Origin of the sequence: Paenibacillus contaminans (genome assembly GCF_003285015.1) — a bacterium.
Classification (GTDB): Bacteria; Bacillota; Bacilli; order Paenibacillales; family NBRC-103111; genus Paenibacillus_V; species Paenibacillus_V contaminans.
In genome coordinates this window covers 38,044-62,662 of record NZ_QMFB01000044.1, presented here as the reverse complement: position 1 = coordinate 62,662, position 24,619 = coordinate 38,044, and the positions used below count along the sequence as shown (strand labels likewise).

Below are 24,619 nucleotides of genomic sequence, written 5' to 3'. Positions count from 1 at the left end.
GCGATTTGTTGCTTGTTTTTGCTGGCTTTATTTCGCTCATTGTTCAGTTTTCAAAGGACAATTCATCTAGCTTCGACCGCCATCACTACTCGCAACAGCGACCTTTATAATATACCACAGTTCGAACATGGAATGCAACAACTTTTTTTTGAAAGTCTTCAGAAAGCATAATCGCTTAATGTCGACTTCGGTAAATGTACCGCCAAAAGACGGATAACTCTTTACCTTAAGTTACTTGAAACATTCAAGTTCTAACCGCCCCTTCAATAGGACAACTTGATCAGGGAAGACAAATTTAGCACATAATGCATATGGGTGTCAACCCTTTTATAAAAAAAGTTTGATTTGATGGCTTATGGTCGATTTACCGATGCACCTTGTTGCGGGCATACCGGGAAATATCGCGCGGCGACGCCAATCTGGCATACATACGAAAAATGACTTTGTACCGGGTTTCGATTGCCGTTTTGATATCATGATCCATTCTTTGATCGTTCAAGTCGAACAGCATTTCTTCCAGTTCTTTGCGCAGCACGTAATCCAATTCTCTGCATTCCCGATCATTAAATAAAAAACCGATCATCCTAAATCTCCCTCCAACACACATGTAAGGACGCAATCCGCAGCTATACGTCACACTCCGAAAACGTATCGCCTTACTGTTATGCTCACATTTCTGGAAATTTATGAATATCGGCTCGAAAATTTTTAATGGATCAGCCAGTAGGAAATCGTACTCTCTATAATAGCGGCCAGCAGCAGCGTAGAAGCAAGCACAAGCATGAACGGAATCGTTACCTTCATAAATCCGATCAGCTTGGCCGCAACGCGCGCCCTTCTTTTGGCAAAAGGAAAGCTGATCACCGATTCCGCCGCAATCGTTCCGAATCGTATGCCGTATGCGCAAGCGATAATGACCGCCGGAATTTCAATAATGCCGTGCGGAACGATCCCTTTTACAAAAACGAACCAATTGTCGGCATTCACCTCGGTAGAGGCCAAGTAGCCTAGAACCATCCCGTTCATGATCAGCGAATAAATCGGAGCCAGGGCGAAAAACGAGCCGAGATACATCACCATAAGCGAGATCACTAAATTATTAACGAAAATGAAAAGGAAAAACCAGAGCTGGCTGTACTCCATATTATTGATGGTTTCCGCGATTTTCTTCATTGTTCCCATCTGTCCTTCAATGATTGATGGAAACTGCTTGGAATACCCTAAATAGATGCCGATCGCAAAGATGATAAAGGCTACGATGATTTCCCTTTTCATGCTTTTAAGATGGGCAAACCAAACCTTTAACCCCATAGGCTCACTCCCATTACCAAAATATTTTGTACAAGACATAAGTTAATCGTACGAGCATACACTTGGAGTAAACAAGCATTCCAAGCCTGCCGGCTTCCGTCGGCGAGAAAAACAGAGGAGGCAACAACGTGAATTTTTTCTATGTGATCAACGGAAAAAGATTGAAGCAGTACCTGATCATTGCCGTCGCCTTATTGTTTGCAGCCGCAATTATTTATGCCGAAAGGGATCACGTATCCGTCTTCACGCAAAACGAACCGACCGCGCTTTATAGCGTCCAAACAGAGAAAAAGCTGATCGCCTTGACGTTCGACATCAGCTGGGGAGAAACGCGTACGAAGCCGATCATCGATGTGCTTGATCAGAAAAATGTCAAAAAAGCGACCTTCTTCCTTTCCTCTCCTTGGACGCAATCTCATCAGGAAATTGTGAACGACATCGTTAAGCACGGGTTTGAAATCGGCAGTCACGGCCATAAGCACGTTAACTACAGCAGCTTAAGCGATGAGGATATCCGCAAGCAGCTTACGACCGCTCACCGTATTTTGTCCGATGTGACCAAACAAGAACCAACCCTGCTCCGTCTGCCGAACGGCGACTTTGACAAACGCGTGCTGCGTATCGCGAGCGAATTGAATTATACGGTGATTCAATGGGATACCGACTCCCTTGACTGGAAAAACCCAGGCAAAGAAAATATCATCGAACGAGTCGTCAGCAAAGCTCATCCCGGCGATATCGTCCTGCTCCATGCCAGCGATTCCGTCAAGCAAACCCATGAGGCGCTGCCTGTCATCATCGATAAGCTTCGTGCCGACGGATATGAATTCGTAACGGTATCCGAGCTGATGCAGCAGGCGCAGGTAACCAAAAAACCGGTAGACGATGCTACGATGAAACATTCTTGAGCTGCTAAGCCAGCTCTTTTTTGTTGCCCACAAGCTTGTGTAAAAGCATGATTTGCCATGTATTGCAAGCTACAAGCGTGCTCAGCATATAAATATTGGCCGCTACGCTGTCATAACGAAGCACCGGCAGCATCTCGATTAATGTGACTACGAACATAAAAAAGAGCGTCGGGATGAATGCGTTTTTGTTTGTCTTGATCATTTTCCAGTATGCGACCGCAAACGAAATAATGAGCAATATCAACGGAAGCCATATGTAAGGAACCCAGCTTCCTCCTTCGCCAGCAAAGCTTTTGTAGCTTAGATAGACCGTTGCAAAAAAAGCGTCAAAAATAATAAAAATTTGCAAGCCTTCCCATACCCATTTGACACGGATAATCCCGACCGCAATATATCGTACAGTCAAATAAGCGAAAAAGCCCATTTGACTTACCGTGCTGATCAAAGCTCCGCCAAGCAAAGCAAATAGGAGCGTCTGCCAATTGAAGCCGGGCTCCGTCATTTCCAGAAAGCTGAAGTCATCGAATAACATGATAAGAAATATTCCTGCCGCTATTGCGACACCTGAGCCCCACGCAAGCGTCGTCCAAAAAAGATAGTTCCATTTTCTCAGCGTCACGTTCTGTTCTCCTTTAGCGATTGATTCCTTGACTTGCATGCAATCGCTGCAGACAAGCCCTAGTACATTGTACCAACGTTCACAGTAAAAAGCTATTTGACGCGGTCATAATTGAACGGCTTCCAGACATAATAAAAACACACGACCTGCTTAGAAGGGAGAACGTGCCTGACGATGAGCGCCAAATCGATTCGACTAATCCCTGTACTTATTGCATGCTTGCTCTTAACGTCATGCGGTTCCGGTTCCGGAGGCCAAAGCCAGACGCAAAGCTATAAGGATACGAAGTCAATGGTTCTGGACGTACTTAAAACGGAAGACGGACAAAAGGCGATTCAAGAAGCCAGCGAAAAAAACAAAGACAAAACAGCTAAGCTGCTTTCCTCCGGCGAAGGTGTTCAAATTCAAGCGGCGGTCAAAGACGTGCTGACCGATCCCAGCAACAGCAAATTGATCGAAAAAACGATGACCGATCCGAAGTTCGCCGGAGATTTTGCCAAAGCGATTCAGAAAAGCAACAAGGATCTTCACAAGGACTTGATGAAGGATCCGGAATACCAGAAATCGATGCTCGATTTGATGAACACGACGGATTTCCAAAAGATGCTGCTTTCCGTTATGAAAAGTCCTCAATACCGGCAGCAAGTCATGACCGTCATGGAAGAATCGATGAAAAGCCCTTTGTTCCGCGCTCAGATGATGGAGTTGTTTAAGAAAGTGGCGCAGGACGAAATGAAGCCGAAGGAAGAGGACATGAAAGCCAAAGGCGCTGAAGAAAAAGGCAAAGAAAAAGAAGAGGGCAAGGAAGAAGGGAAAGAAAAAGAAAAAGAAAAAGAAAAAGAAAAAGGAAAAGGGCAAGAGAAGGATAAGTCTTCCGAAGAAAAGAAAGAGGAATAACAACATAAGCGGATTCGCCATCCTAACGCTTCAGCAGAAAGCAATCCCGAAAGCAAAAGCTTAAGAACCGGCGCATTTACCGAAAATGTGAAGCATATACAGTCTGCTATTTTGAAAAAGGCTGCCCCAGAAGGTCTAATAAGACCCGGGACAGCCTTTTGTTCCGATTAGCGGCACGTCGTCCCGTCGGGACTACTCCAGCTTTGTAATAATTTTATCGGCGACATCCAGGTACAGCTTGCCTGTCGGATGTTCGGCCGAGTATACGGACGGAGAAAAGTCGGGCTCCGCGAAATGATTATCCGGCGCGCGAAGCGGAATTTGCGCAAGCAGCTCCGTATGAAGCTCCTCGGCAAGCTTGGCTCCGCCTCCTCGTCCGAACACGTAATCCAGCTCGCCGGATTTATTCTCGTAGTACGACATATTTTCCACAATGCCCAAAATGTCATGCTTCGTATGCACCGCCATCGCTCCCGCACGCGCGGCAACGAACGCCGCCGTAGCATGAGGCGTCGTAACGATGATCTCTTTGCTTTGCGGGATCATCTGGTGGACGTCCAAGGCTACATCGCCGGTTCCTGGCGGAAGATCGAGAAGCATGTAGTCCAGTTCGCCCCACTCGACTTCGGCGAAGAAGTTGCGGAGCATTTTGCCGAGCATCGGGCCCCTCCAAATAATCGGAGCGTTGTCTTCGACGAAAAACCCCATCGAGATGACCTTGACGCCGAAGCGCTCGACCGGAATAATTTTGTTCTCTACCATTTCCGGACGGGTTTCAATCCCCATCATATCCGGAACGCTGAAGCCGTAAATATCCGCGTCGATAATGCCTACGCGCTTTCCTTTGCGGGCTAAAGCGGCCGCAACGTTAACCGTTACCGTCGACTTGCCCACGCCGCCCTTCCCGCTTGCGACCGCGATAAATTTAACGCCCGATTCAGGCGATAACAGCGAGGAAACGTTCGGCGAACGAAGCTCCGACGGAGGTGCTGTTTGCTGCGCTGCCGCCTTGGCAGGGGCGCCTTGCCCGTTCTTGAGCGCTTCAGTGCGCTCATGCTCGGATATATTGCGGAAACGAATGTGCACATCGCCGATTCCGATACCTTTTAGCGCTTCCACTACGTCTTGGCGGTATTGGCTCTTCAGCAATTCGTCATCGGCCGATAAGACCAGCGTCAAGGCCACATGGCCCTCTTTCACCATAATGTCGCGGACAAATCCAAGCTCTGTCACCGTTTTTTTAAATTCGGGATCGTAAATATGGCCTACGGCCCCCAGGACCTGATCTCTAGTAACCATTGTTACACCTCGGTATTGGACATTTTGTATAAGAATCATTATACCATAGTTGCAGACAAGCTTACACGTGACGTACCTGCTACCCCTTCTTGCTGGCGCCGGCCGTCCCGTTCTCCCCGTCCTGCTTCTCGCCCGAATAATACCGCAGAATACCTTGGTAAATCGAGGCTGCCACTTTCTTCTGATAATCCTCCCGAGCCATCAGCCGCGACTCTTCAGGATTGGAGAGAAACCCCACTTCGACCAGAGCGCCCGGTATTTGCAATGACTTAAGCAAAAAGACGGTGTCGACTTGCTTCGAAACTCTGTCCGTATTTTCAAGGTTAAGTTTTAGCTCCCGTTGAATTAGATTCGCCAGAGTGACGTTGTCTTTATTCGAGGGATAATAAAAGGTTTGCGCGCCGCTCCATTTGGCCGACGGGAAGCTGTTCAGATGAATGCTGATCAGCAAATTCGACTTTTGCTTGCGGATAAACTCGACGCGTTTTTGCAAATCCTCCGTTTTGCGGCGGCTTAAGCCTTTCGTATCAGGGCTGGCCAAATCGTTGTCCTGTTCTCTGGTCATGACGACTATTGCTCCCGCCTGCTGCAAATAATCGCGCAAGTATAGGGATATCGCCAAATTGATGTCCTTCTCGATCACGCCTTGGGCGCTCTCGGCACCTCCATCCGGGCCGCCGTGGCCGGCGTCGATCGCAATGGTTTTTCCGGATAGCGGCATGGTCCAGTATGTCCAAGTTTTCGTCGAGGGCAGCTCGTAAGAAAATATAAATCCGATCATCAAAACAAGGATGGCTGTCGATACAATTTTTAGCCCACCGTGAAAATTCATCCAAACCACGACGTGTCTCGGAAATTTTCGCATAAAAAAACCACCCCACCCACAAGAGTCTTTACATCTTATGGGACAGGGCGGACAAATATGACAAGTTCGCTATGCAATCAATCGGCGGAAACGAGCTGCTCGGAGATCCCTTCGATCAGCACCTCGGCAACCTCAGGACGCGTGAATTCCCGTGGCGGGCAAATACCGTCGCGGAGAAGAGCGCGGACCTTCGTTCCGGATAAGTGGAGATGATCGGCTTTATCGTGCGGGCATGTTTTGCTGGAGGCCATGTTCCCGCATTTGGTGCAGTAAAAGCTGTGCTCAAAAAATAGCGGCGTGATGCCCAGTTCCTCGGACGTGAAGTTTCTGAAAATCTCCTGCGCTTCATACGTTCCGTAATAATCGCCGACACCGGCATGGTCGCGTCCGACGATAAAATGCGTACAGCCGTAATTCTTTCTGACGAGCGCGTGGAAAATCGCTTCTCTCGGGCCTGCATATCGCATCGCTGCCGGGAATACGCCAAGGAAGGTGCGATCCTTCGGATAATAATTTTCCAGCAAAACCAGATAACTTTTCATGCGTACGTCGGCCGAAATATCATCCGATTTCGTTTCGCCGACGAGCGGATTCAAGAACAGCGCATCTACGATTTCCATAGCGCTCTTCTGGATATATTCATGCGCCCGGTGAACCGGATTACGCGTTTGAAAGCCTACGACCGTTTTCCAGCCCTTCTCGGAAAAAACACGGCGCGTCTCGGAAGGATCAAAATAAAATTCGCCGAACTTCTCCGGCTGCGGACGATTCAATACTTGCACCGATCCGCCGACATATGTGGATGACTTCGTAAACAGCTTCTGTACGCCCGGATGCTCGTCGCTGTCCGTTTTGAATACGTTCACTGCTTCCAGCTTCTGATCGGCCTCATAAACGCTGCTGACGTCAAGAATCGCGTATACGACGTTATCGGACTCTCCGACCAATGCAACTTGCTCTCCGACTTGAATGCGCTCCGCAAGAGCCTTCTCGACACCTAGCGTGATGGGAATGCTCCATACTTGACCGTCGGCTAAACGCATACGCTGAACGACTGATGTATAATCCGCCTCGTCCATAAAACCCGTTAACGGCGAGAATGCCCCCACTCCGATAAGATCCAGATCGGAAATCGCCCAAGCGTTGATTGGAATTTGCACAAGCTGTTTCGCTTTCTCGAGCAATTGCTCTCTAGCTTCCCCTTGAACCAGTCTGTTGATCAGCGTGCCGCCATGTGCCTGAATCGTTTCTCCCATTGTCGTTCCTCCCGTATTTTCCATCCCGAAGTAAATTGGAAGTTACATCCTTATTCCACCATACTATCATGAACCCCGAATATTACAAGGATAAACGCATACGAGCATCCGAAAATGCCGGCGTTTATCCTAGGTTTTAGAACCTTCACATATTCGATAATTTACTGTCCCTGAAAATTGTTCGTATGTTATTTATGCAACCCGCATTCCGTCTTCTCGAAACCGGACCAGCGGCCGGCCCGCGGGTCTTCGCCCGCCTTCACTTGACGCGTGCAGTATTCGCAGCCGATGCTTGGGTAATCTTGATCGTGCAGCGGATTATAGTAAATATTGTTTGCGCGAATATATTCCCATACATCGTCGGAAGTCCAGTGTGCAATCGGGTTAAACTTAACGAGTCCGAACTTCGTATCGTATTCGATCTTCTTCGCGTTGGCTCTAGTCGGCGCCTGGTCGCGGCGGATACCCGTAATCCATGCTTCGTAATTGCCGAGAATCCGGGTAAGCGGCTCCACTTTACGGATGTTGCAGCATGCGGTAGGTTCGGATTTCCACAAAGCTTCGCCATGCTTCTCCGCTTGCTCTTCCGGTGTGATCGCCGGCTTGACTTGTACGAATTTAAGCCCGTAATGCTGCTCAAGCCGATCTCTCGTCTCGTAAGTCTCCTTGAAATGAAAGTCGGTATCCAAATAAAAAATATCCGTTTTGGGGCTGATTTTCTGTACCATATCGACAAGTACGACATCCTCGGCGCCAAAGCTGCACGCAAACGTTATATTAGGAAACCTTTCAATGGCCCATTGAATAACCGCTTCAGGTGTTTCATGCTCCAAATCAACGCTGGCTTGAGCGATTAAAGCTTCTTTCTCGAACAAATTCATGCCGCATCCTCCTTTATTTCCATACGCCACTAATTCCGACTATTACTATGCGATTTAACAACTTATAGCACAATTATAAATGTTCCCTATGAATTGTCAATGTTTTTCTTATAATGAACAAAAGATCGTTATGTTAGTGTATTGGGCATTATCCCAGGTGGTGCAAGGACTACAAGTCACTGCGATATGCGACATACTTTCTTCCGAAAACAAAGAAAACATCTCCCGCGTCATGATCCCGGTTATTTAATACGTGGAGAGCCGCTTCCTTGAATGCCTTCCGACATACAAAAAAAGCCTTTCCTGTCTGATGACAGAAAAGGCTTTGAATGGAAAACTGGAAAAGCCGGCTCCAAATTAACGTTTGGAGAATTGTGGAGCGCGACGAGCTGCTTTCAAGCCGTATTTTTTACGTTCCTTCATACGCGGATCGCGTGTCAGGAATCCGGCTTTCTTAAGCGAACCACGGAACTCAGGGTCTGCTTTAAGCAATGCACGGGAGATACCGTGACGGATTGCTCCAGCTTGTCCTGTAGTACCGCCGCCGTGAGCGATAACCAAAACGTCGTATTTATCAGTCGTTTCAGTCAGCGTAAGCGGTTGTTTTACGATCAGCTTCAACGTTTCGAGACCGAAGTATTCGTTCAGGTCACGCTTATTGATGACGATTCGTCCTTCACCCGGTACAAGACGCACGCGCGCTACCGAATGTTTACGACGACCCGTTCCATAGTATTGAACTTGAGCCATGAAACTGTCCTCCCTTTAATTACCCGCGAAGTTCCCAGACTTCAGGTTGTTGTGCTTGGTGCGGATGCTCGGCACCGGCATACACTTTCAATTTCAACTTCATGCTGTTACCAAGACGTGTTTTCGGCAGCATGCCGTGAATGGCAAGCTCGAGCATACGCTCTGGTTTATTCGCAAGCATGTCTTGAGCGACAGTTACTTTCAAACCGCCCGAATACATGGAGTGCGTGTAGTATTTTTTGTTTTGGAGCTTCTTGCCCGTAAGAACGATTTTGCTAGCGTTGATTACGACTACGAAGTCGCCTGTATCAACATGCGGTGTAAATTGCGGCTTATGCTTACCGCGGATAATGCTTGCCGCTTCGCTTGCCAAACGTCCGAGCGTTTTGCCCGTAGCGTCGATAACGTACCATTTACGCTCAACTTCAAGCGGTTTGGCCATATATGTGGTACTCATTAGCGTTAATCCTCCTAAACCAAGCGAACGCATAGTTCACTACGTTTGTGTTTTACCTTGTCGTGCTTTAACGGGTTATAAATACCCGGAATCATATGCTGCTTTTTGGCGGTTTCACACTCGGGGCTGTGGGATAGCCAGTGATGAAAACCAACTATTATCTTACTATAAAACGAAGAGCTTAGCAAGGCCTTGAGGCAAAATTTCGATGCAAAAATCAATAAACAACATCCCATAACATAAGGCCGTGCGGCTCTGCTGTCGGGCCTGCCGCCATACGATCTTGAGCATCCAAAATATGCTGCATTTCAGCCGGGCTACGCTTGCCTTCGCCTATTTCGATAAGCGTTCCCACAATAATGCGAACCATGTTGTACAAAAAGCCATTGCCGGTAATATACAAGTGGATCACACCTGCTTGACCATCTTCCATCCCATCATCGACCAGAGTCTCCAAACGTGTTTCGAAAATGGTCCGCACGTGTGATTCTACCGACGAATGGATCGAACAGAACGAAGTGAAATCATGTTCGCCTTCCAGTACCGCAAGAGCTTGCCGCATCGCTTCCTTGTTCAGAGGAGTCGGATGATGCAATGTCGTACGGCGCGTGAACAGATCGGGCAGCCTTCCGTAGCGGATGGCGTACCGGTATGTTTTGCGCTTGGCCGACCTTCTTGCGTGGAAGTCGAAAGGAACTTCCTCCGCTGCATAAACGACGATATCGTTAGGCAGCCTAGCGTTCATCGCCAGACACCACCGTTCGATCGGAATTTTCGAATCGGTTTCGAAATTCACGATCTGTGCTCTGGCGTGAACGCCTGCATCGGTACGTCCGGAGCCGGTCACTTTGACCGTTCGGCCGGTAAGCGCGGTTATCGCTTCCTCCAGCTTATCCTGAATCGTATTGCGATGCGGCTGTGTTTGAAATCCCGAATATGCCGTTCCCTCATAGCTGACGTTAAGCTTGACATTACGCATATATAACGCTTCTCCCAAACCTACAAAAAAAGGGCTTCACCAGAATCTAACGATTCTGTCCACCCTTTCCCATCCGTCATTTACGCACGATCGACAAGCTCTATATAAACCATAGGCGCTGCATCCCCGCGACGAGGTCCCAGCTTCAAAATGCGGGTATATCCGCCTTGACGCTCGGAATAACGGGTAGCAAGCTCCGAAAACAGCTTTTGGATCGCATCCTGTTCGCCGTTTGCAGGCTCGCGACGTACGAACGAAGCTACTTGACGACGAGCAGCCAGATCGCCGCGTTTAGCCAGCGTAATCAGCTTCTCAGCGATAGGGCGAAGCTCCTTCGCTTTCGCTTCGGTCGTTTGAATGCGTTCCTGTATGAACAAGTCGGTTACCAGATCACGGAATAATGCTTTACGTGCGCTGGAATCGCGACCAAGCTTTTGGTATGCCATGTTGTTCCCTCCTTCTTTAATCGTTGCGGCTTAATCCTCTACACGAAGACCTAAACCGAGTTCTTCAAGCTTCTCTTGAACTTCCTCGAGCGATTTCCGGCCCAGGTTACGAACCTTCATCATGTCCTCTTCGGTTTTCGTAATCAGCTCTTGAACCGTGTTAATGCCGGCACGCTTCAGACAGTTATAAGAACGTACGGAAAGATCCAGCTCTTCGATGGTCATTTCCAATACTTTCTCTTTCTTGTCTTCTTCCTTCTCGACCATGATTTCCGCATCGCGAGCTTCATCCGTCAATCCGACGAACAACATAAGATGTTCAGTCAAAATTTTGGCGCCTAAGCTAACCGCTTCTTCCGGACGAATACTCCCGTCGGTCCATACCTCGAGGGTTAATTTATCGTAGTTGGTCACTTGGCCAACGCGGGTATTTTCTACCGAGTAATTAACGCGCGTGATCGGGGTATAGATCGAATCGATCGGAATAACGCCGATCGGTTGATCGTCTTTCTTGTTTTTGTCGGCTTGTACATAACCGCGCCCGCGGCTTGCAAGAATGCGCATTTGCAAACGCGCGTCCGGTGCAAGCGTAGCAATATGAAGATCCGGATTAAGAATCTCCACGTCGCTGTCCGCGCGAATATCGCCGGCAAGAACTTTCCCTTCGCCTTCCGCATCAATTTCCAGCACTTTATCTTCGTCGGAATGAATTTTCAACGATAATCCTTTGAGGTTGAGGATGATTTCCGTTACATCCTCGACAACTCCAGGTACCGTCGAAAATTCATGCAATACTCCAACGATTTGCACGGAGTTTACTGCCGCTCCAGGCAAAGACGAAAGGAGGATCCGCCGCAGCGAGTTCCCGAGCGTTGTGCCGTAGCCGCGTTCCAGCGGTTCTACGACAAATTTGCCGTACGTGCCTTCCTCGCTTATCGATACGGTCTCTATTTTAGGCTTTTCAATCTCAATCATGAAATTAACCCTCCTTCGAACGTCGCTTCCTCTGGATTCCCTAGTTATCCAAAACTAGTAGTATGCCTATCCTCCCACACATTATTCACATGTTGAGAATATTTATACCACCGAGCGATCCTGAATTAGACACGACGACGTTTTGGTGGGCGGCAGCCATTATGCGGGACTGGAGTTACGTCTTTAATCAGGTTCACTTCAAGACCGGCTGCTTGCAGGGAGCGAATCGCCGCTTCACGGCCTGCGCCTGGACCTTTAACCATGACCTCAACAGTTTTCATACCATGCTCCATTGCAGCTTTAGCCGCTGTCTCCGCCGCCATTTGAGCTGCGAAAGGCGTGCTCTTTTTGGAACCTCTGAAACCAAGGTTACCGGAGCTTGCCCAGGAGATGGCGTTGCCGTGCGGATCCGTAATGGTAACGATCGTATTGTTGAATGTGGAGCGGATGTGCGCTACTCCGGATTCAATGTTTTTACGGTCACGACGCTTTGTACGGACTACTTTTTTCGGTTTTGCCATTTGCTTTATCCCCCCTTATTATTTCTTCTTGTTCGCTACAGTACGACGAGGACCTTTGCGCGTGCGCGCATTCGTTTTCGTACGTTGACCGCGAACAGGCAAGCCACGACGGTGACGAATTCCACGGTACGAACCGATTTCGATCAGACGTTTGATGTTAAGTGCGATTTCACGACGAAGATCGCCTTCCACCTTAACGTTTTTGTCGATTGCTTCACGAAGCTTGCTCACTTCGTCTTCAGTCAGATCACGAACGCGGGTGTTCGAGTTAACGCCAGTTTTCGCAAGAATGCCTTGCGCCGTTGTTTTGCCGATGCCGAAAATGTACGTCAATGCGATTTCTACACGTTTGTCACGCGGCAAGTCTACTCCAGCTATACGAGCCATCTTTTAAGATGCACCTCCTTACCCTTGTTTTTGTTTATGCTTCGGATTTTCGCAGATGACCATTACGTTGCCATTGCGCTTGATTACCTTGCACTTCTCACAAATCGGTTTAACCGATGGTCTCACCTTCATTGTTGTTACCTCCTAAAAGCTTTGCGTTGCAAAGCCAGCTTCGTAAGCATTCGCTAAGCTTTGAGCAGCAAAGCTCGCATCGTAAGCATCCGCAAGCTTTGCCTGACAAAGCTTGCATCGAATCCTTAAGCTGTAAGCTTTTTCGCAGAAAGCCCGAAATACGGTTAAAAAAACGATATCGGATCCGATCTATTTGAATCGATACGTGATCCGGCCTCTTGTCAGGTCGTACGGAGAAAGCTCCACGGTCACTTTATCGCCCGGCAAAATTCGAATGAAATGCATGCGGATTTTACCGGAAACATGCGCTAGGATTCTGTGGCCGTTCTCGAGCTCCACCTTAAACATCGCGTTCGGAAGCGGTTCGATAACCGTTCCTTCCACTTCAATCACATCTTCTTTGGCCATGGTTATTCTCTTCCCTCCAGTGCTTCTGCTTGTTCATTCTCGACAAATTTATTAACAGCATACCGCAACTTGCCGTTGGTCACACGACCGGTTTCCTTTAAACTATCCACAACTTCACGGCTGATCACGTTTTGCAATTGAAGATGAAGCAGGTTTTTTCTTTTCGGCTGGTCAAACTTTCGTTTGTCGCCGTCAGCCAGGAGAACGAAACGTTCATCCACAATGCCGACTATGACGGCAACCTTCTCCGTATCTCTGCCGCGTAGTACTTTGACGATTTGTCCGAGCTGAGCCTGGTTTCGTTCAATCACGGAATCATCTCCTACATTCACGGCTTCGTCAGAATTTCGCAGCCGTCATCGGTAATCGCAATCGTATGCTCGAAATGCGCGCACAGCGAGCCGTCTACCGTAACGACCGTCCAGTTGTCCTGCAGCGTCTTGACATAACGCTGGCCGGCATTGACCATCGGCTCTACCGCCAATACCATGCCCGTTTTGAGCCGCGGCCCGTGATTCGGAAGTCCGTAATTCGGGATCTGCGGTTCTTCGTGCAATTGTTTGCCGATTCCGTGCCCGGCATATTCGCGGACGACGGAAAACCCTTCTGCTTCAATGCATTTTTGGATCGCGTGCGAGATTGCATACAGACGGACACCCGACTTTGCCTCTTCAAGGCCCGTGTACAAAGAGCGTTCGGAAACCTCCAAAAGCTTCTTTGCCGTATCCGATACGTTGCCTACCGGATAGGTCCATGCCGAGTCGCCGTGGTAGCCCCGATATTGAGCGCCAATATCGATGCTGATGATGTCGCCTTCGTTTAATTTCCGGTCGCTTGGTATACCGTGAACCAATTGTTCGTTAATGGAAGCACATATACTGGCTGGAAAACCATAGAGACCTTTAAAAGACGGAATTGCATCCTGACTGCGAATAAACGCTTCGGCAATCGCATCAAGTTCCCTTGTTGTGATTCCCGGCACGATCGCTTTCTCAAGCGTCTTGTGCGTTTCCGCAACAATACGGCCGGCTTCCCGCATAAGCTTCAATTCGCTGTCGGTCTTACAAATGATCATTATGCTTGACCTCGCAGCAACGTTTGGATGTCCTTCGAAACCGTATCGATTTCCTGCTCTCCGTCCACTTGACGCAAAATGCCCTGCTTCTCGTAATAAGCAAGCAGCGGAGCGGTTTTTGTCAAATATTCATCAAGCCGCGTACCGACCTTCTCTTCGGTATCATCGGAACGTTGGTACAACTCGCCGGAACAGCGATCGCATACTCCTTCCGCCTTAGACGGATTGAAGATGACATGATACGTTGCGCCGCACGATTTGCAAATTCTGCGTCCTGTCAATCTGGCTAGAAGTTTGTCGCGATCAACCGCAAGGTTGATGACGTGATCGATGCTTCTCCCCATAACCCGCAGCATCTCGTCAAGCGCTTCGGCCTGCGCGATCGTGCGGGGAAAGCCGTCGAGCAGGAAGCCTTTGTCCGCATCCGGCTGTTGAAGCCTCTCGCGAACGATACCGTTCGTAATTTCGTCCGGTACGAGCAATCCTTGATCGACATATTTTTTCGCTTCCACTCCAAGCGCCGTTCCCTGGCTCATCGCGAGCCGGAAGGCGTCGCCTGTCGAGATATGCGGAATTCCGAATTCACTGACAATCCGTTCAGCCTGCGTGCCCTTACCTGCTCCCGGAGGGCCCATAAACAGGATATTCACCTTGCGTTACCTCCCCGTACATCACCCGTTCCGGCCTATCAAGCAGAAACGGCTTCCCGGTCTTCCACAGCGACGAGTCGTTTCGCATTGAAAGATAAGAACCGTATAATGAGAAACCATATACTTTCTTATCCTTAAATAAACGAACAGCTGTCGCTGTTATGAAAAGCAGAAGCTGCCGTTTATTTGTTGATAAAACCTTTGTAGTGACGTTTGATCAATTGGCTTTCGATCTGCTTCATCGTCTCCAAACCGACGCCGATGACGATCAGCAGCGACGTGCCTCCGATTTGTACGGAGTTTGGCAAATCGGCAATCTTGGTAAATATCATTGGCAGAATCGATATCGCAGCCAAGAATAGCGCGCCGGAAAGCGTAATGCGCGTCATCACGCGAGTCAGATACATCGCTGTCGTTTTACCTGGACGAATACCCGGAATGTAGCCGCCGTTTTTCTTCATCTGATCGGCCATCTGCATCGGATTGATCTGCACGAACGTGTAGAAATAAGTAAATCCGATAATCAGAAGCACGTAAAGGACTACGGCAAGCGGCGAGTTGCTAGTCAAGCTGAAGTGCTTGATAATCCAGTCCGCCACACTGTTACCGCTCCAGAACTGGGCGATCGTCGCCGGGAAAACGAGCAGGGACATCGCGAAGATGACCGGAATAACGCCTGCAGCGTTAACTTTCATCGGAATATGCGTCGATTGACCACCGTACATTTTACGTCCAACGACACGCTTTGCATACTGAACCGGTATTTTCCGTACGCCTTGCTGTACGTAAATCGTACCGGCAATAATCAAAATAATCGCTACGACGATCAACACGGCTAGAATAATGTTTAAAAACAGTGCATCGCCCGCATCGACAAACAGCTTTTGATAAATCTGCTTGATCGAAGTTGGAAATGCGGCAACGATCCCCGAAAAAATGATGATTGAGATCCCGTTGCCGATACCGTTCTCGGTAATCTGTTCACCCAACCACATGAGAAACGCAACGCCTGCGGTTAACACGATCGCAATTACCGTATAAGTCGTAAACGACGGGTCTTTGACGAGCGAACCGTAGTAGTTGTTAAAGCCGATCGAAACGCCGTAACCCTGAATGAGCCCCAGAACGATCGTGCCGTATCTCGTGATTTGTGCCAGCTTCTTTCTTCCGACTTCGCCTTCTTTGGCCCATTGCGCAAACCTAGGAATGACGTCCATCGACAGCAGCTGTACGATAATCGAGGCGGTGATGTACGGCATGATCCCCATCGCGAAGATCGAGAACTGGAACAATGCGCCGCCCGAGAATGTATTAAGCAAACCGAAAACATCATTGGATTGCTGGTCAATGGCCTTCAGAAATTGCGAGTCGATGTTAGGTACTGGAATAAAAGCACCGATCCGGTAGACGATCAGTACGAGCAGCGTAAACACGATGCGCTTGCGAAGATCGTCTACTTTCATGATGTTGGAGATCGTTCTAAACATCAAATCACCTCGGTTTGACCGCCGGCAGCCGTGATTTTATCTACCGCAGATTGAGAGAACTTATTCGCCTTCACTGTCAATTTAACAGTAATTTCTCCGTTTCCGAGAACTTTAATGCCGCTCTTCGGAGCTTTTACGATACCGGACTCCATCAGCAATTCCGGAGTTACTTCAGTACCTGCTGCGAATTTATTCAGTTCCTCGATGTTGACAATCGCATACTCCTTGCGGGAGATGTTGTTGAATCCGCGCTTAGGCAGACGACGGTACAATGGGTTTTGTCCACCCTCGAATCCCGGACGAACGCCGCCACCCGAGCGTGCATTTTGACCTTTATGACCTTTGCCCGCCGTTTTGCCAGTACCGCTACCGATACCGCGACCGATACGTTTACGGGTTTGACGGGAACCAGGAGCTGGAGCTAACTCATGCAATTTCATCGTTGTGCACCTCCTTAGCATTGGGTATGTTATTCAAAGCCGTGACAGGCTTAAACTTCTTTTACTTCAACCAGGTGACTTACTTTGTTGACCATGCCGCGAATTGCCGCGTTGTCCTGGTGGGTAACGGTTTGATGCAATTTGGACAGACCCAATGTTTTCACCGTTACGCGTTGTACTTCCGGACGACCGATCAAACTGCGTTTGAGGGTAATTTGCAATTGGTTAGCCATTCTTTTCCCCTCCTAACCCAAGAGCTCTTCAACGGTTTTGCCGCGAAGTTTAGCTACCTCATCCGCTCTTTTCAAGCGTTGCAAGCCTTCCAACGTAGCATTCACCATGTTGATGGAGTTCGATGAGCCCAACGATTTTGTCAAAATGTCGCCGATACCTGCAAGTTCGAGTACTGCACGAACAGGACCGCCGGCAATAACGCCCGTACCTTGGGAAGCCGGCTTCAGAAGAACGCGGCCTGCGCCAAACTTACCGGTAACCAAATGCGGGATGGAAGTTCCTACGATCGGAATGTGGATCAGGTTTTTCTTGGCGTCCTCGATACCTTTCTTGATGGCATCGCCGACTTCGCCAGCTTTACCGATTCCGGCACCGACCCAACCGTTTCCGTCACCGACAACAACGAGTGCGCTGAAGCTAAACCGGCGTCCGCCTTTTACGACTTTCGCTACGCGGTTAATGTGTACGGTTTTATCTTTAAGATCTAACGTATTCGGATCTACACGCAAGTCTTTTACCTCCTTATCATTGAAAGTTGCGGTTAGAATTCAAGCCCTGCTTCGCGCGCTGCGTCAGCAAGTGCTTGAATACGTCCATGGTACAGGTAACCTCCGCGGTCGAAAACAACATTATCAATGCCGCTTTCTTTAGCGCGTTTTGCGATCAATGCGCCAACTTGACGAGCTGCGTCAATGTTACCGCCGTTTTTCACCGCTTCTTGAAGCTCTTTATCCTGCGTCGATGCTGCAGCGATCGTTACGCCTTTCACATCGTCGATGATTTGAGCGTACATATGTTTCGAGGAACGGAATACGTTCAACCGGGGGCGAACAGCCGTACCGTTGATTTTCTTACGAACCCGGAGATGTCTTTTCAGACGCGATTTGTTTTTATCGCCTTTAGTAATCATCGGGAAATTCACTCCTTTCCGCTTACTTTAAGCCGCTAGGCCGTTCTTACTTCTTCTTGCCTGCCTTACCTTCTTTACGAAGAATACGTTCGCCTTCGTACTTGATCCCTTTGCCTTTATACGGCTCAGGTTCACGAACGGCACGTACTTGTGCAGCAGTTGCGCCAACGCGCTCTTTATCGATACCTCTAACGATGATACGAGTGTTCGACGGAACCTCGAATTCGATGCCTTCTTCCGGCTGGATTTCAACCGGATGCGAGTAACCTACGTTCAGAACGAGCTTCGTTCCGGTTTTGTTCGCACGGTAACCGACACCAACGAGTTCCAACGTTTTCGAGAAGCCTTCCGTTACGCCGTTTACCATGTTGGCAACTACGCTGCGAGTCGTTCCGTGAAGGGCACGATGCAATTTGTTGTCGGATGGGCGTTCTACCGAAATCACGTTTTCTTCAACAGTAACTTTCATATCTTTATGCAGCTCACGGGATAGCGTCCCTTTTGGTCCGATCACGGTAATAACCGTGTTGTCCAAAGTAACGTTAACGCCGCCAGGTACAGTAATGGGTTTGCGTCCAATACGAGACATGCTTACACCTCCAATCGCTATCTAGTTCATTACCAAACGTAGCAGACTACTTCGCCGCCGGATTTCGACTGACGAGCTTCTTTGTCTGTCATAACGCCTTTCGACGTTGAGATGATCGCTAAACCGAGTCCGCCCAGAACGCGCGGAACTTCCATCGACTTCGTGTACACGCGAAGTCCCGGCTTGCTGATCCGTTTCAATCCCGTGATTACACGTTCATTGTTAGGACCGTATTTCAAGAACAAACGGATGATCCCGTGCTTGTTGTCTTGAACATATTCGGCGTCACGGATGAAACCTTCCTTTTTCAGGATTTCCGCGATCTCCCTCTTGATCTTGGAAGCCGGAATTTCTACGGTTTCGTGACGAACGATATTTGCGTTGCGAATACGAGTTAACATATCTGCAATCGGATCTGACATAACCATATTGCGAACCTCCTTCCCGAACTATAAGTCATTACCAGCTTGCTTTACGAACGCCAGGGATCTGGCCTTTGTATGCTAATTCACGGAAACATATTCTGCAAATTTTGAATTTGCGCAACACGGAATGCGGACGTCCACAACGTTCGCAGCGCGTATAGGCTTGCACCTTAAACTTCGGTTTGCGCTGTTGCTTGACGATCATCGAAGTTTTTGCCACTTATTTTTCCACCTCCGTAAAGTTCATTGCGATTTACTTCACGAACGGCATGCCCAGTTGAGCCAGCAATTCGCGCGATTCTTCGTCCGATTTAGCCGTAGTGACAATAACAATGTCCATACCGCGGACTTTGTCCACTTTGTCATACTCGATTTCCGGGAAGATCAATTGCTCTTTCAAGCCAAGCGTATAGTTACCGCGGCCATCGAACGCTTTTGCCGAAACGCCGCGGAAGTCGCGAACGCGCGGAAGCGTTACGTTGAACAGCTTGTCGAGGAAGTGGTACATGCGCTCGCCGCGCAGTGTCACTTTCACGCCGATTGGCATTCCTTCACGAAGCTTAAAGCCCGCGATGGATTTTTTAGCCCGAGTGATAACCGGTTTTTGACCGGAGATCAAACGGAGATCTTCAACGGCATTGTCCAAAATTTTCGAGTTGCCAGTAGCTTCGCCGACACCCATGTTGATGACGACTTTCTCGATTTTCGGAACTTGCATGACGCTTGTATAAGTAAACTTCTGCATCAACGCAGGGGTAATATCGTTCAAATAACGATCTTTCATTCTTGCTGCCATGATTCACGTACCTCCTTTCCAGCTAACGATTAGTCGATTACTTCGCCAGATTTTTTGGCAACCCGCACTTTTTTGCCGTCCTCGAGTACTTTGTACCCGACGCGAGTCGGTTGGCCGCTCTTCGGATCGATCAGCATTACGTTCGACACATGAATCGGTGCCTCTTGCGTAAGGATTCCGCCTTGCGGGTTTTGCTGCGTTGGCTTCGCATGCTTCTTCACCATGTTCACGCCCTCGATGAGAACGCGGTTTTCACGTGGATACGCTGCGATAACGCGGCCTTTTTTACCTTTATCTTTACCGGTAATAACGAATACCGTGTCGTCTTTTTTGACATGAAGCTTGTTGTTGTGAGACTCCAGCTTCTTACCTGTTTTCGGCATGTTCGATTACACCTCCTAAACCTGAGTTGCTCAAGACTCTGTCCGATTAGATAACTTCCGGAGCCAGAGAAACGATTTTCATGAAATCTTTATCGCGAAGTTCGCGTGCGACTGGCCCGAAAATCCGCGTGCCGCGCGGGCTTCTGTCGTCCTTAACGATAACTGCCGCATTTTCGTCAAACGTGATGTAAGATCCGTCTTTACGGCGAGCACCGCTCTTCGTACGAACGATAACAGCTTTTACTACGTCACCCTTTTTGACAACGCCGCCTGGTGTTGCTTCTTTAACGGAGCAGATGATCAAATCGCCGATATGACCTACCCGACGTCCAGTACCACCCAGGACACGAATGCACATCAGTTGCTTCGCGCCGGAATTGTCAGCTACTTGTAACCGCGTAAGAGGTTGAATCATTCGATAACCCTCCCTTCAAACTTGTTGTTCCGAGTCATTTTGTTTTTATACAATTACCGCAACTTCTACGACTTCAACCAATCTCCAACGCTTGTCTTTCGACAGCGGACGAGTTTCCATAATTTTTACGGTGTCCCCGATTTTAGCTTGGTTGTTCTCGTCATGCGCTTTGAATTTCTTCGTGTATTTGATCCGTTTGTGGTACAAGTCATGCTTTTTGTACGTTTCAACGGCAACTACGATCGTTTTATCCATTTTGTCGCTAACGACTTTGCCGATTTGTACTTTGCGTTCATTGCGTTCGCTCATGGTACATCCTCCTCTCTAGGTTTCTGGTCGATTAACCGATCCCCAGTTCTCTTTCACGCAAAATCGTTTTGGCACGAGCAATTTCTTTACGCACGTCACGAATGCGAGTAGGGTTATCCAGTTGGCCGGTAGCCAGTTGAAAACGGAGGTTAAAGAGTTCTTCTTTAAATCCGGAAATTTTCAGTTCGATCTCAGCAGTGGTTAAGTTGCGAATATCACTAGCCTTCATTTGCTTCACCACCCAATTCTTCGCGTTTCACGAATTTCGTCTTGATCGGCAGCTTGTGAGCGGCAAGACGCATTGCTTCACGCGCGATTTCTTCGCTTACGCCGGCCAATTCAAACAGAATTTTACCCGGTTTAACGACGGAAACCCACTTCTCAACGTTACCTTTACCGCTACCCATCCGAACTTCAAGCGGCTTTTGCGTAATCGGCTTGGAAGGGAAAATTTTGATCCATACTTTACCGCCCCGTTTGATGTAACGGGTCATGGCAATACGAGCCGCTTCGATTTGGCGGTTCGTAACCCAAGCCGGTTCCATCGCTTGAAGGCCGTATTCGCCGAACGCTACTTCCGTACCGCCTTTTGCGCGACCTTTCATGTTGCCGCGATGTTCTTTCCGGTGTTTGACACGCTTAGGTACCAACATGATTTATTTTCCTCCTTCCGGAGCAGCTTTCTTCTTCGCAGTAGGAAGAACTTCTCCACGATAAATCCATACTTTAACGCCGATACGGCCGTATGTCGTGTGTGCTTCAGCAGTTCCGTAGTCGATGTCCGCACGCAGTGTATGCAGCGGAACCGTACCTTCGCTGTAACCTTCCGTACGAGCGATCTCAGCGCCGCCCAGACGGCCGCTAGTCGAAACTTTGATACCTTTAGCACCCATACGCATCGTGCGTTGGATCGCTTGCTTCATAGCGCGGCGGAACGAAACGCGACGCTCCAATTGTTGCGCAATGCTTTCAGCTACGAGAATCGCATCCAAATCTGGCGTTTTGATCTCGGAGATGTTGATGTGAACCTTTTTGCCCGTGAGCTTCGTCAGGTAGCCGCGAATAACTTCAACTTCAGCGCCGCCTTTGCCGATAACCATACCCGGCTTAGCAGTGTGAATCGTTACGTTAACGCGGTTAGCCGCACGTTCGATCTCAAAACGGGAAACTGCGGAATCCTTGAGTTTACCCTTCAAGTACTCGCGAATCTTGACGTCTTCAAGCAAAAGCGTGCCGTATTCCTTCTCCGCGTACCATTTCGATTCCCAGTCGCGAATAATACCAACCCGTAGTCCAATCGGACTTACTTTTTGACCCACACGTTATCCCTCCTTATTTTTCAGATACCACTAACGTAATGTGGCTAGTCCGTTTGCGAATGGCGCTTGCGCGGCCCATCGCACGTTGTTGGAACCGTTTCATGACCGGTCCGTGGTTCACGAAAGCTTGCGAAATCACAAGCTTGCTCGGATCGAGCGAATGGTTGTGCTCGGCATTTGCAATCGCCGCGTTCAACACTTTCTCCAGTACCGGAGATGCTGCTTTCGGCGTGTGACGCAAAATTGCGATCGCTTCGCCGACTTGCTTGCCGCGAATCAGATCAATAACCAATTGAACCTTCCGAGGAGCAATCCGGATATATCTTGCATTAGCAGTTGCTTGCATAGTAGTACCTCCTCTCGAACATTTCAGAGGCAGCGCCAGTATTAGCGCTTGCCGGTTTTCTTATCGTCGTCCGTGTGACCTTTGTAGGAACGGGTTGGCGCGAACTCACCGAGCTTGTGACCAACCATATCTTCCGTCACATACACCGGAACGTGCTTCTTGCCGTCGTATACACCGAACGTATGCCCAACGAATTGTGGGAATATCGTAGAACGACGGGACCACGTTTTGATGACGACCTTCTTGCTCGACTCGTTCATCACTTCGACTTTTTTCATCAGGTAACCGTCAATAAACGGTCCTTTTTTCAAGCTGCGACCCATGGATAAATCCTCCCTTCATCCAACCTTACGCAATATCGTAAATTATTTCGTACGACGACGAACAATGTACTTATTCGATGCTTTTTTCTTCTTGCGCGTTTTGAAGCCCAAGGTCGGTTTGCCCCATGGAGACATCGGAGACTTACGTCCGATAGGAGCGCGGCCTTCACCACCACCGTGCGGGTGATCGACAGGGTTCATAACTACCCCGCGCACTTCAGGACGCTTGCCGAGCCAGCGGGAACGGCCTGCTTTACCGATTTTGACGAGCTCGTGATCTCCGTTACCTACGGAGCCGACAGTCGCACGGCAGGTTTTCAAAATTTTGCGCATTTCGCCAGAGGACAAGCGAATCGTTACATATTCCTCTTCTTTACCGAGCAATTGTGCTTCCGTACCTGCAGCACGCACCAATTGTCCGCCTTTACCAGGCTTCAACTCAATGTTGTGGATAACGGTACCTACAGGGATGTTCTCAAGCGGAAGCGCGTTACCGATTTTAATGTCGGAATTCGGACCGGACGTAATCACGTCGTCCACCTTCAGACCTTTAGGAGCGATGATGTAGCGTTTCTCTCCATCGGCATAATTGATCAGCGCGATGTTTGCAGAACGGTTCGGATCGTATTCGATCGTAGCAACGCGTCCTGGTATTCCATCTTTAGTACGTTTGAAATCGATAATCCGGTATTTACGCTTATGACCGCCGCCTTGGTGACGGATCGTAATTTTACCTTGGTTGTTACGGCCTGCTTTCTTGCTAAGCGGCGCAAGCAACGATTTCTCCGGCGTGGATGTCGTAATTTCTTCGAATGTCGAAACGGACATCGCACGTCTTGCCGGCGAGGTTGGTTTATACTTTTTTACTGGCACGTCGTTTCCCTCCTTACTTCACAGAAGTCTTATTGCACCGATTCAAAGAACTCGAGCTCTTTGCTTTCCGCACTCAAGCTAACAACCGCTTTTTTCCATTCGGACGTATAACCGGAATGACGGCCGTAGCGTTTAGGTTTCGCAGGCATTCTCAATGTGTTGACATTCGTCACTTTCACTTTGAAAATTTGCTCGATCGCCTGCTTGATTTCCGTTTTGTTGGCACGAATGTCAACTTCAAAAACGTATTTCTTATTAGCCATCAAGTCGCTGGAGCGCTCCGTAATCAGCGGACGCTTGATAATATCACGAGGATTTTTCATTACGCAAGCACCTCCTCTACCTTCTGAACGGCATCTTTCGTAATGATCAATTTATCATGTACAAGAACATCAAGAACGTTGATGCCTTCTGCGCTGACAAATTTCACGCCTGGAATGTTGCGCGCGGACAATGCCACGTTGTCGTCGAATTGTGATGCGACTACAAGCGCTTTGCGCTCCACCTTCAGGTTATTAAGGATATTCGCGAATTCTTTCGTTTTCGGCTGCGCCAATGCCAGCTGATCAAGAACGATGATTTCATTCGCAATGACTTTCGAAGAAAGCGCCGATTTGATTGCCAAACGGCGAACTTTTCTCGGCAGTTTATAAGCATAGCTGCGAGGTGTCGGTCCGAAAACGATACCGCCGCCTTTCCATTGAGGCGCACGAATGCTTCCTTGACGAGCACGTCCAGTTCCTTTTTGTTTCCACGGTTTGCGACCGCCGCCACGAACTTCAGAACGACCCTTGGTGTCATGTGTTCCTTGACGAAGGGAAGCCTGTTGCATGACAACCGCATCATGCAGCACATGTTTGTTCGGTTCGATGCCGAATACTGCTTCGGACAATTCGATTTCCCCAACTTGCGCTCCGCTCACGTTGTATACTGCTACTTTTGGCATGTGAAATC

General features: G+C 48.8%; 41 protein-coding genes. 2 read left to right on the top strand and 39 right to left on the bottom strand.

Annotation, left to right across the window (positions count from 1 at the left end):
- Positions 1 to 364: 364 nt before the first annotated feature.
- Positions 365 to 583 carry a hypothetical protein gene (locus DQG23_RS38225; protein ID WP_113036314.1) on the bottom strand — a complete coding sequence of 73 codons (219 nt, stop codon included), beginning with the start codon at positions 581 to 583 and terminating at the stop codon, positions 365 to 367.
- Positions 584 to 708: 125 nt separating this feature from the next.
- Positions 709 to 1,311: a stage II sporulation protein M gene (locus tag DQG23_RS38220; protein WP_158560911.1), complete on the bottom strand. Its 603-nt coding sequence runs from the start codon at positions 1,309 to 1,311 to the stop codon at positions 709 to 711.
- Positions 1,312 to 1,439: 128 nt separating this feature from the next.
- Between DQG23_RS38220 and pdaB the strand changes: the two genes are divergently transcribed.
- Positions 1,440 to 2,219, top strand: coding sequence for a polysaccharide deacetylase family sporulation protein PdaB (gene pdaB / locus DQG23_RS38215; RefSeq protein WP_113036312.1), 780 nt, complete (start codon positions 1,440 to 1,442; stop codon positions 2,217 to 2,219).
- A 4-nt stretch (positions 2,220 to 2,223) separates the two neighbouring features.
- Here pdaB and DQG23_RS38210 read toward each other — a convergent pair whose 3' ends face one another.
- Entirely contained in the window at positions 2,224 to 2,838 is a 615-nt protein-coding gene (locus tag DQG23_RS38210; protein WP_158560910.1) for a KinB-signaling pathway activation protein, read from the bottom strand.
- Between the two features lie 174 nt (positions 2,839 to 3,012).
- Between DQG23_RS38210 and gerD the strand changes: the two genes are divergently transcribed.
- Entirely contained in the window at positions 3,013 to 3,735 is a 723-nt protein-coding gene (gene gerD, locus DQG23_RS41980) for a spore germination lipoprotein GerD (protein ID WP_146762462.1), read from the top strand.
- A 192-nt stretch (positions 3,736 to 3,927) separates the two neighbouring features.
- Here the strand turns inward: gerD and DQG23_RS38200 are convergent, their stop codons facing one another.
- The 36 genes from DQG23_RS38200 to rplD form a co-directional block, all read right to left on the bottom strand.
- The gene (locus DQG23_RS38200) at positions 3,928 to 5,034 is read right to left on the bottom strand and encodes an Mrp/NBP35 family ATP-binding protein (RefSeq protein WP_113036309.1); all 1,107 of its coding nucleotides are present in this window, start codon (positions 5,032 to 5,034) and stop codon (positions 3,928 to 3,930) included.
- A 79-nt stretch (positions 5,035 to 5,113) separates the two neighbouring features.
- A complete protein-coding gene (gene cwlD / locus DQG23_RS38195) occupies positions 5,114 to 5,899 on the bottom strand; it encodes an N-acetylmuramoyl-L-alanine amidase CwlD (RefSeq protein ID WP_113036308.1) in 786 nt (261 codons plus the stop codon).
- A 77-nt stretch (positions 5,900 to 5,976) separates the two neighbouring features.
- Entirely contained in the window at positions 5,977 to 7,155 is a 1,179-nt protein-coding gene (gene sat, locus DQG23_RS38190; protein WP_113036307.1) for a sulfate adenylyltransferase, read from the bottom strand.
- A 188-nt stretch (positions 7,156 to 7,343) separates the two neighbouring features.
- Positions 7,344 to 8,036, bottom strand: coding sequence for a phosphoadenylyl-sulfate reductase (locus DQG23_RS38185; RefSeq protein WP_113036306.1), 693 nt, complete (start codon positions 8,034 to 8,036; stop codon positions 7,344 to 7,346).
- A 357-nt stretch (positions 8,037 to 8,393) separates the two neighbouring features.
- A complete protein-coding gene (gene rpsI, locus DQG23_RS38180) occupies positions 8,394 to 8,786 on the bottom strand; it encodes a 30S ribosomal protein S9 (RefSeq protein WP_113036305.1) in 393 nt (130 codons plus the stop codon).
- A gap of 19 nt (positions 8,787 to 8,805) precedes the next feature.
- Positions 8,806 to 9,243: a 50S ribosomal protein L13 gene (rplM, locus tag DQG23_RS38175; RefSeq protein WP_113036304.1), complete on the bottom strand. Its 438-nt coding sequence runs from the start codon at positions 9,241 to 9,243 to the stop codon at positions 8,806 to 8,808.
- Positions 9,244 to 9,460: 217 nt separating this feature from the next.
- The gene (gene truA, locus DQG23_RS38170) at positions 9,461 to 10,222 is read right to left on the bottom strand and encodes a tRNA pseudouridine(38-40) synthase TruA (protein ID WP_113036303.1); all 762 of its coding nucleotides are present in this window, start codon (positions 10,220 to 10,222) and stop codon (positions 9,461 to 9,463) included.
- An 80-nt stretch (positions 10,223 to 10,302) separates the two neighbouring features.
- On the bottom strand, positions 10,303 to 10,668 hold the full coding sequence (gene rplQ / locus DQG23_RS38165) for a 50S ribosomal protein L17 (protein WP_113036302.1): 366 nt from the start codon (positions 10,666 to 10,668) through the stop codon (positions 10,303 to 10,305).
- A gap of 30 nt (positions 10,669 to 10,698) precedes the next feature.
- Positions 10,699 to 11,643, bottom strand: coding sequence for a DNA-directed RNA polymerase subunit alpha (locus DQG23_RS38160; protein WP_113036301.1), 945 nt, complete (start codon positions 11,641 to 11,643; stop codon positions 10,699 to 10,701).
- Between the two features lie 125 nt (positions 11,644 to 11,768).
- Entirely contained in the window at positions 11,769 to 12,164 is a 396-nt protein-coding gene (gene rpsK, locus DQG23_RS38155; RefSeq protein WP_113036300.1) for a 30S ribosomal protein S11, read from the bottom strand.
- 18 nt (positions 12,165 to 12,182) lie between these two features.
- Positions 12,183 to 12,551, bottom strand: coding sequence for a 30S ribosomal protein S13 (gene rpsM, locus DQG23_RS38150; RefSeq protein ID WP_113036299.1), 369 nt, complete (start codon positions 12,549 to 12,551; stop codon positions 12,183 to 12,185).
- Positions 12,552 to 12,569: 18 nt separating this feature from the next.
- Entirely contained in the window at positions 12,570 to 12,683 is a 114-nt protein-coding gene (rpmJ, locus tag DQG23_RS38145; protein ID WP_106058826.1) for a 50S ribosomal protein L36, read from the bottom strand.
- Between the two features lie 189 nt (positions 12,684 to 12,872).
- Entirely contained in the window at positions 12,873 to 13,091 is a 219-nt protein-coding gene (gene infA / locus DQG23_RS38140) for a translation initiation factor IF-1 (RefSeq protein ID WP_113036298.1), read from the bottom strand.
- Between the two features lie 2 nt (positions 13,092 to 13,093).
- The gene (locus DQG23_RS38135) at positions 13,094 to 13,402 is read right to left on the bottom strand and encodes a KOW domain-containing RNA-binding protein (RefSeq protein WP_113036297.1); all 309 of its coding nucleotides are present in this window, start codon (positions 13,400 to 13,402) and stop codon (positions 13,094 to 13,096) included.
- Between the two features lie 17 nt (positions 13,403 to 13,419).
- Complete coding sequence (map, locus tag DQG23_RS38130; RefSeq protein ID WP_113036296.1) at positions 13,420 to 14,166, bottom strand: type I methionyl aminopeptidase; 747 nt, start codon at positions 14,164 to 14,166, stop codon at positions 13,420 to 13,422.
- Positions 14,166 to 14,816, bottom strand: coding sequence for an adenylate kinase (locus tag DQG23_RS38125; RefSeq protein ID WP_113036295.1), 651 nt, complete (start codon positions 14,814 to 14,816; stop codon positions 14,166 to 14,168). The genes map and DQG23_RS38125 overlap by 1 nt, the downstream gene beginning before the upstream one ends.
- 182 nt (positions 14,817 to 14,998) lie before the next feature.
- Positions 14,999 to 16,303: a preprotein translocase subunit SecY gene (gene secY, locus DQG23_RS38120; RefSeq protein WP_113036294.1), complete on the bottom strand. Its 1,305-nt coding sequence runs from the start codon at positions 16,301 to 16,303 to the stop codon at positions 14,999 to 15,001.
- The gene (gene rplO / locus DQG23_RS38115; RefSeq protein WP_113036293.1) at positions 16,303 to 16,743 is read right to left on the bottom strand and encodes a 50S ribosomal protein L15; all 441 of its coding nucleotides are present in this window, start codon (positions 16,741 to 16,743) and stop codon (positions 16,303 to 16,305) included. The genes secY and rplO overlap by 1 nt, the downstream gene beginning before the upstream one ends.
- 50 nt (positions 16,744 to 16,793) lie before the next feature.
- Entirely contained in the window at positions 16,794 to 16,976 is a 183-nt protein-coding gene (gene rpmD, locus DQG23_RS38110; RefSeq protein WP_113036292.1) for a 50S ribosomal protein L30, read from the bottom strand.
- Positions 16,977 to 16,988: 12 nt separating this feature from the next.
- Positions 16,989 to 17,486: a 30S ribosomal protein S5 gene (gene rpsE, locus DQG23_RS38105; RefSeq protein ID WP_113036291.1), complete on the bottom strand. Its 498-nt coding sequence runs from the start codon at positions 17,484 to 17,486 to the stop codon at positions 16,989 to 16,991.
- A 32-nt stretch (positions 17,487 to 17,518) separates the two neighbouring features.
- Entirely contained in the window at positions 17,519 to 17,887 is a 369-nt protein-coding gene (gene rplR, locus DQG23_RS38100; RefSeq protein WP_113036290.1) for a 50S ribosomal protein L18, read from the bottom strand.
- A 46-nt stretch (positions 17,888 to 17,933) separates the two neighbouring features.
- Positions 17,934 to 18,476: a 50S ribosomal protein L6 gene (gene rplF, locus DQG23_RS38095; protein ID WP_113036289.1), complete on the bottom strand. Its 543-nt coding sequence runs from the start codon at positions 18,474 to 18,476 to the stop codon at positions 17,934 to 17,936.
- Positions 18,477 to 18,505: 29 nt separating this feature from the next.
- Positions 18,506 to 18,904 (bottom strand): 30S ribosomal protein S8, encoded by a 399-nt coding sequence (gene rpsH, locus DQG23_RS38090; RefSeq protein WP_113036288.1) that lies wholly within the window; start codon positions 18,902 to 18,904, stop codon positions 18,506 to 18,508.
- Positions 18,905 to 18,935: 31 nt separating this feature from the next.
- On the bottom strand, positions 18,936 to 19,121 hold the full coding sequence (locus DQG23_RS38085) for a type Z 30S ribosomal protein S14 (protein ID WP_113036287.1): 186 nt from the start codon (positions 19,119 to 19,121) through the stop codon (positions 18,936 to 18,938).
- 33 nt (positions 19,122 to 19,154) lie between these two features.
- Positions 19,155 to 19,697, bottom strand: coding sequence for a 50S ribosomal protein L5 (gene rplE, locus DQG23_RS38080; RefSeq protein ID WP_113036286.1), 543 nt, complete (start codon positions 19,695 to 19,697; stop codon positions 19,155 to 19,157).
- Between the two features lie 29 nt (positions 19,698 to 19,726).
- The gene (rplX, locus tag DQG23_RS38075; RefSeq protein WP_113036285.1) at positions 19,727 to 20,080 is read right to left on the bottom strand and encodes a 50S ribosomal protein L24; all 354 of its coding nucleotides are present in this window, start codon (positions 20,078 to 20,080) and stop codon (positions 19,727 to 19,729) included.
- A gap of 46 nt (positions 20,081 to 20,126) precedes the next feature.
- On the bottom strand, positions 20,127 to 20,495 hold the full coding sequence (gene rplN, locus DQG23_RS38070; RefSeq protein ID WP_113036284.1) for a 50S ribosomal protein L14: 369 nt from the start codon (positions 20,493 to 20,495) through the stop codon (positions 20,127 to 20,129).
- Between the two features lie 45 nt (positions 20,496 to 20,540).
- Positions 20,541 to 20,804 carry a 30S ribosomal protein S17 gene (rpsQ, locus tag DQG23_RS38065; protein WP_113036283.1) on the bottom strand — a complete coding sequence of 88 codons (264 nt, stop codon included), beginning with the start codon at positions 20,802 to 20,804 and terminating at the stop codon, positions 20,541 to 20,543.
- 31 nt (positions 20,805 to 20,835) lie between these two features.
- Positions 20,836 to 21,033, bottom strand: a complete 198-nt coding sequence (gene rpmC, locus DQG23_RS38060; protein ID WP_113036282.1) for a 50S ribosomal protein L29 — start codon at positions 21,031 to 21,033, stop codon at positions 20,836 to 20,838.
- A complete protein-coding gene (gene rplP, locus DQG23_RS38055; RefSeq protein ID WP_113036281.1) occupies positions 21,023 to 21,457 on the bottom strand; it encodes a 50S ribosomal protein L16 in 435 nt (144 codons plus the stop codon). The genes rpmC and rplP overlap by 11 nt, the downstream gene beginning before the upstream one ends.
- 3 nt (positions 21,458 to 21,460) lie before the next feature.
- On the bottom strand, positions 21,461 to 22,123 hold the full coding sequence (rpsC, locus tag DQG23_RS38050; protein ID WP_113036280.1) for a 30S ribosomal protein S3: 663 nt from the start codon (positions 22,121 to 22,123) through the stop codon (positions 21,461 to 21,463).
- Between the two features lie 13 nt (positions 22,124 to 22,136).
- Positions 22,137 to 22,469 (bottom strand): 50S ribosomal protein L22, encoded by a 333-nt coding sequence (gene rplV, locus DQG23_RS38045; RefSeq protein WP_113036279.1) that lies wholly within the window; start codon positions 22,467 to 22,469, stop codon positions 22,137 to 22,139.
- 41 nt (positions 22,470 to 22,510) lie between these two features.
- Positions 22,511 to 22,792, bottom strand: a complete 282-nt coding sequence (gene rpsS, locus DQG23_RS38040) for a 30S ribosomal protein S19 (protein WP_113036278.1) — start codon at positions 22,790 to 22,792, stop codon at positions 22,511 to 22,513.
- Between the two features lie 42 nt (positions 22,793 to 22,834).
- Positions 22,835 to 23,665, bottom strand: a complete 831-nt coding sequence (gene rplB / locus DQG23_RS38035) for a 50S ribosomal protein L2 (protein ID WP_113036277.1) — start codon at positions 23,663 to 23,665, stop codon at positions 22,835 to 22,837.
- A gap of 29 nt (positions 23,666 to 23,694) precedes the next feature.
- A complete protein-coding gene (gene rplW, locus DQG23_RS38030) occupies positions 23,695 to 23,988 on the bottom strand; it encodes a 50S ribosomal protein L23 (RefSeq protein WP_113036276.1) in 294 nt (97 codons plus the stop codon).
- Positions 23,988 to 24,611: a 50S ribosomal protein L4 gene (gene rplD, locus DQG23_RS38025; RefSeq protein WP_113036275.1), complete on the bottom strand. Its 624-nt coding sequence runs from the start codon at positions 24,609 to 24,611 to the stop codon at positions 23,988 to 23,990. Before rplD ends, rplW begins: the two co-directional genes overlap by 1 nt.
- Between the last annotated feature and the right edge of the window lie 8 nt (positions 24,612 to 24,619).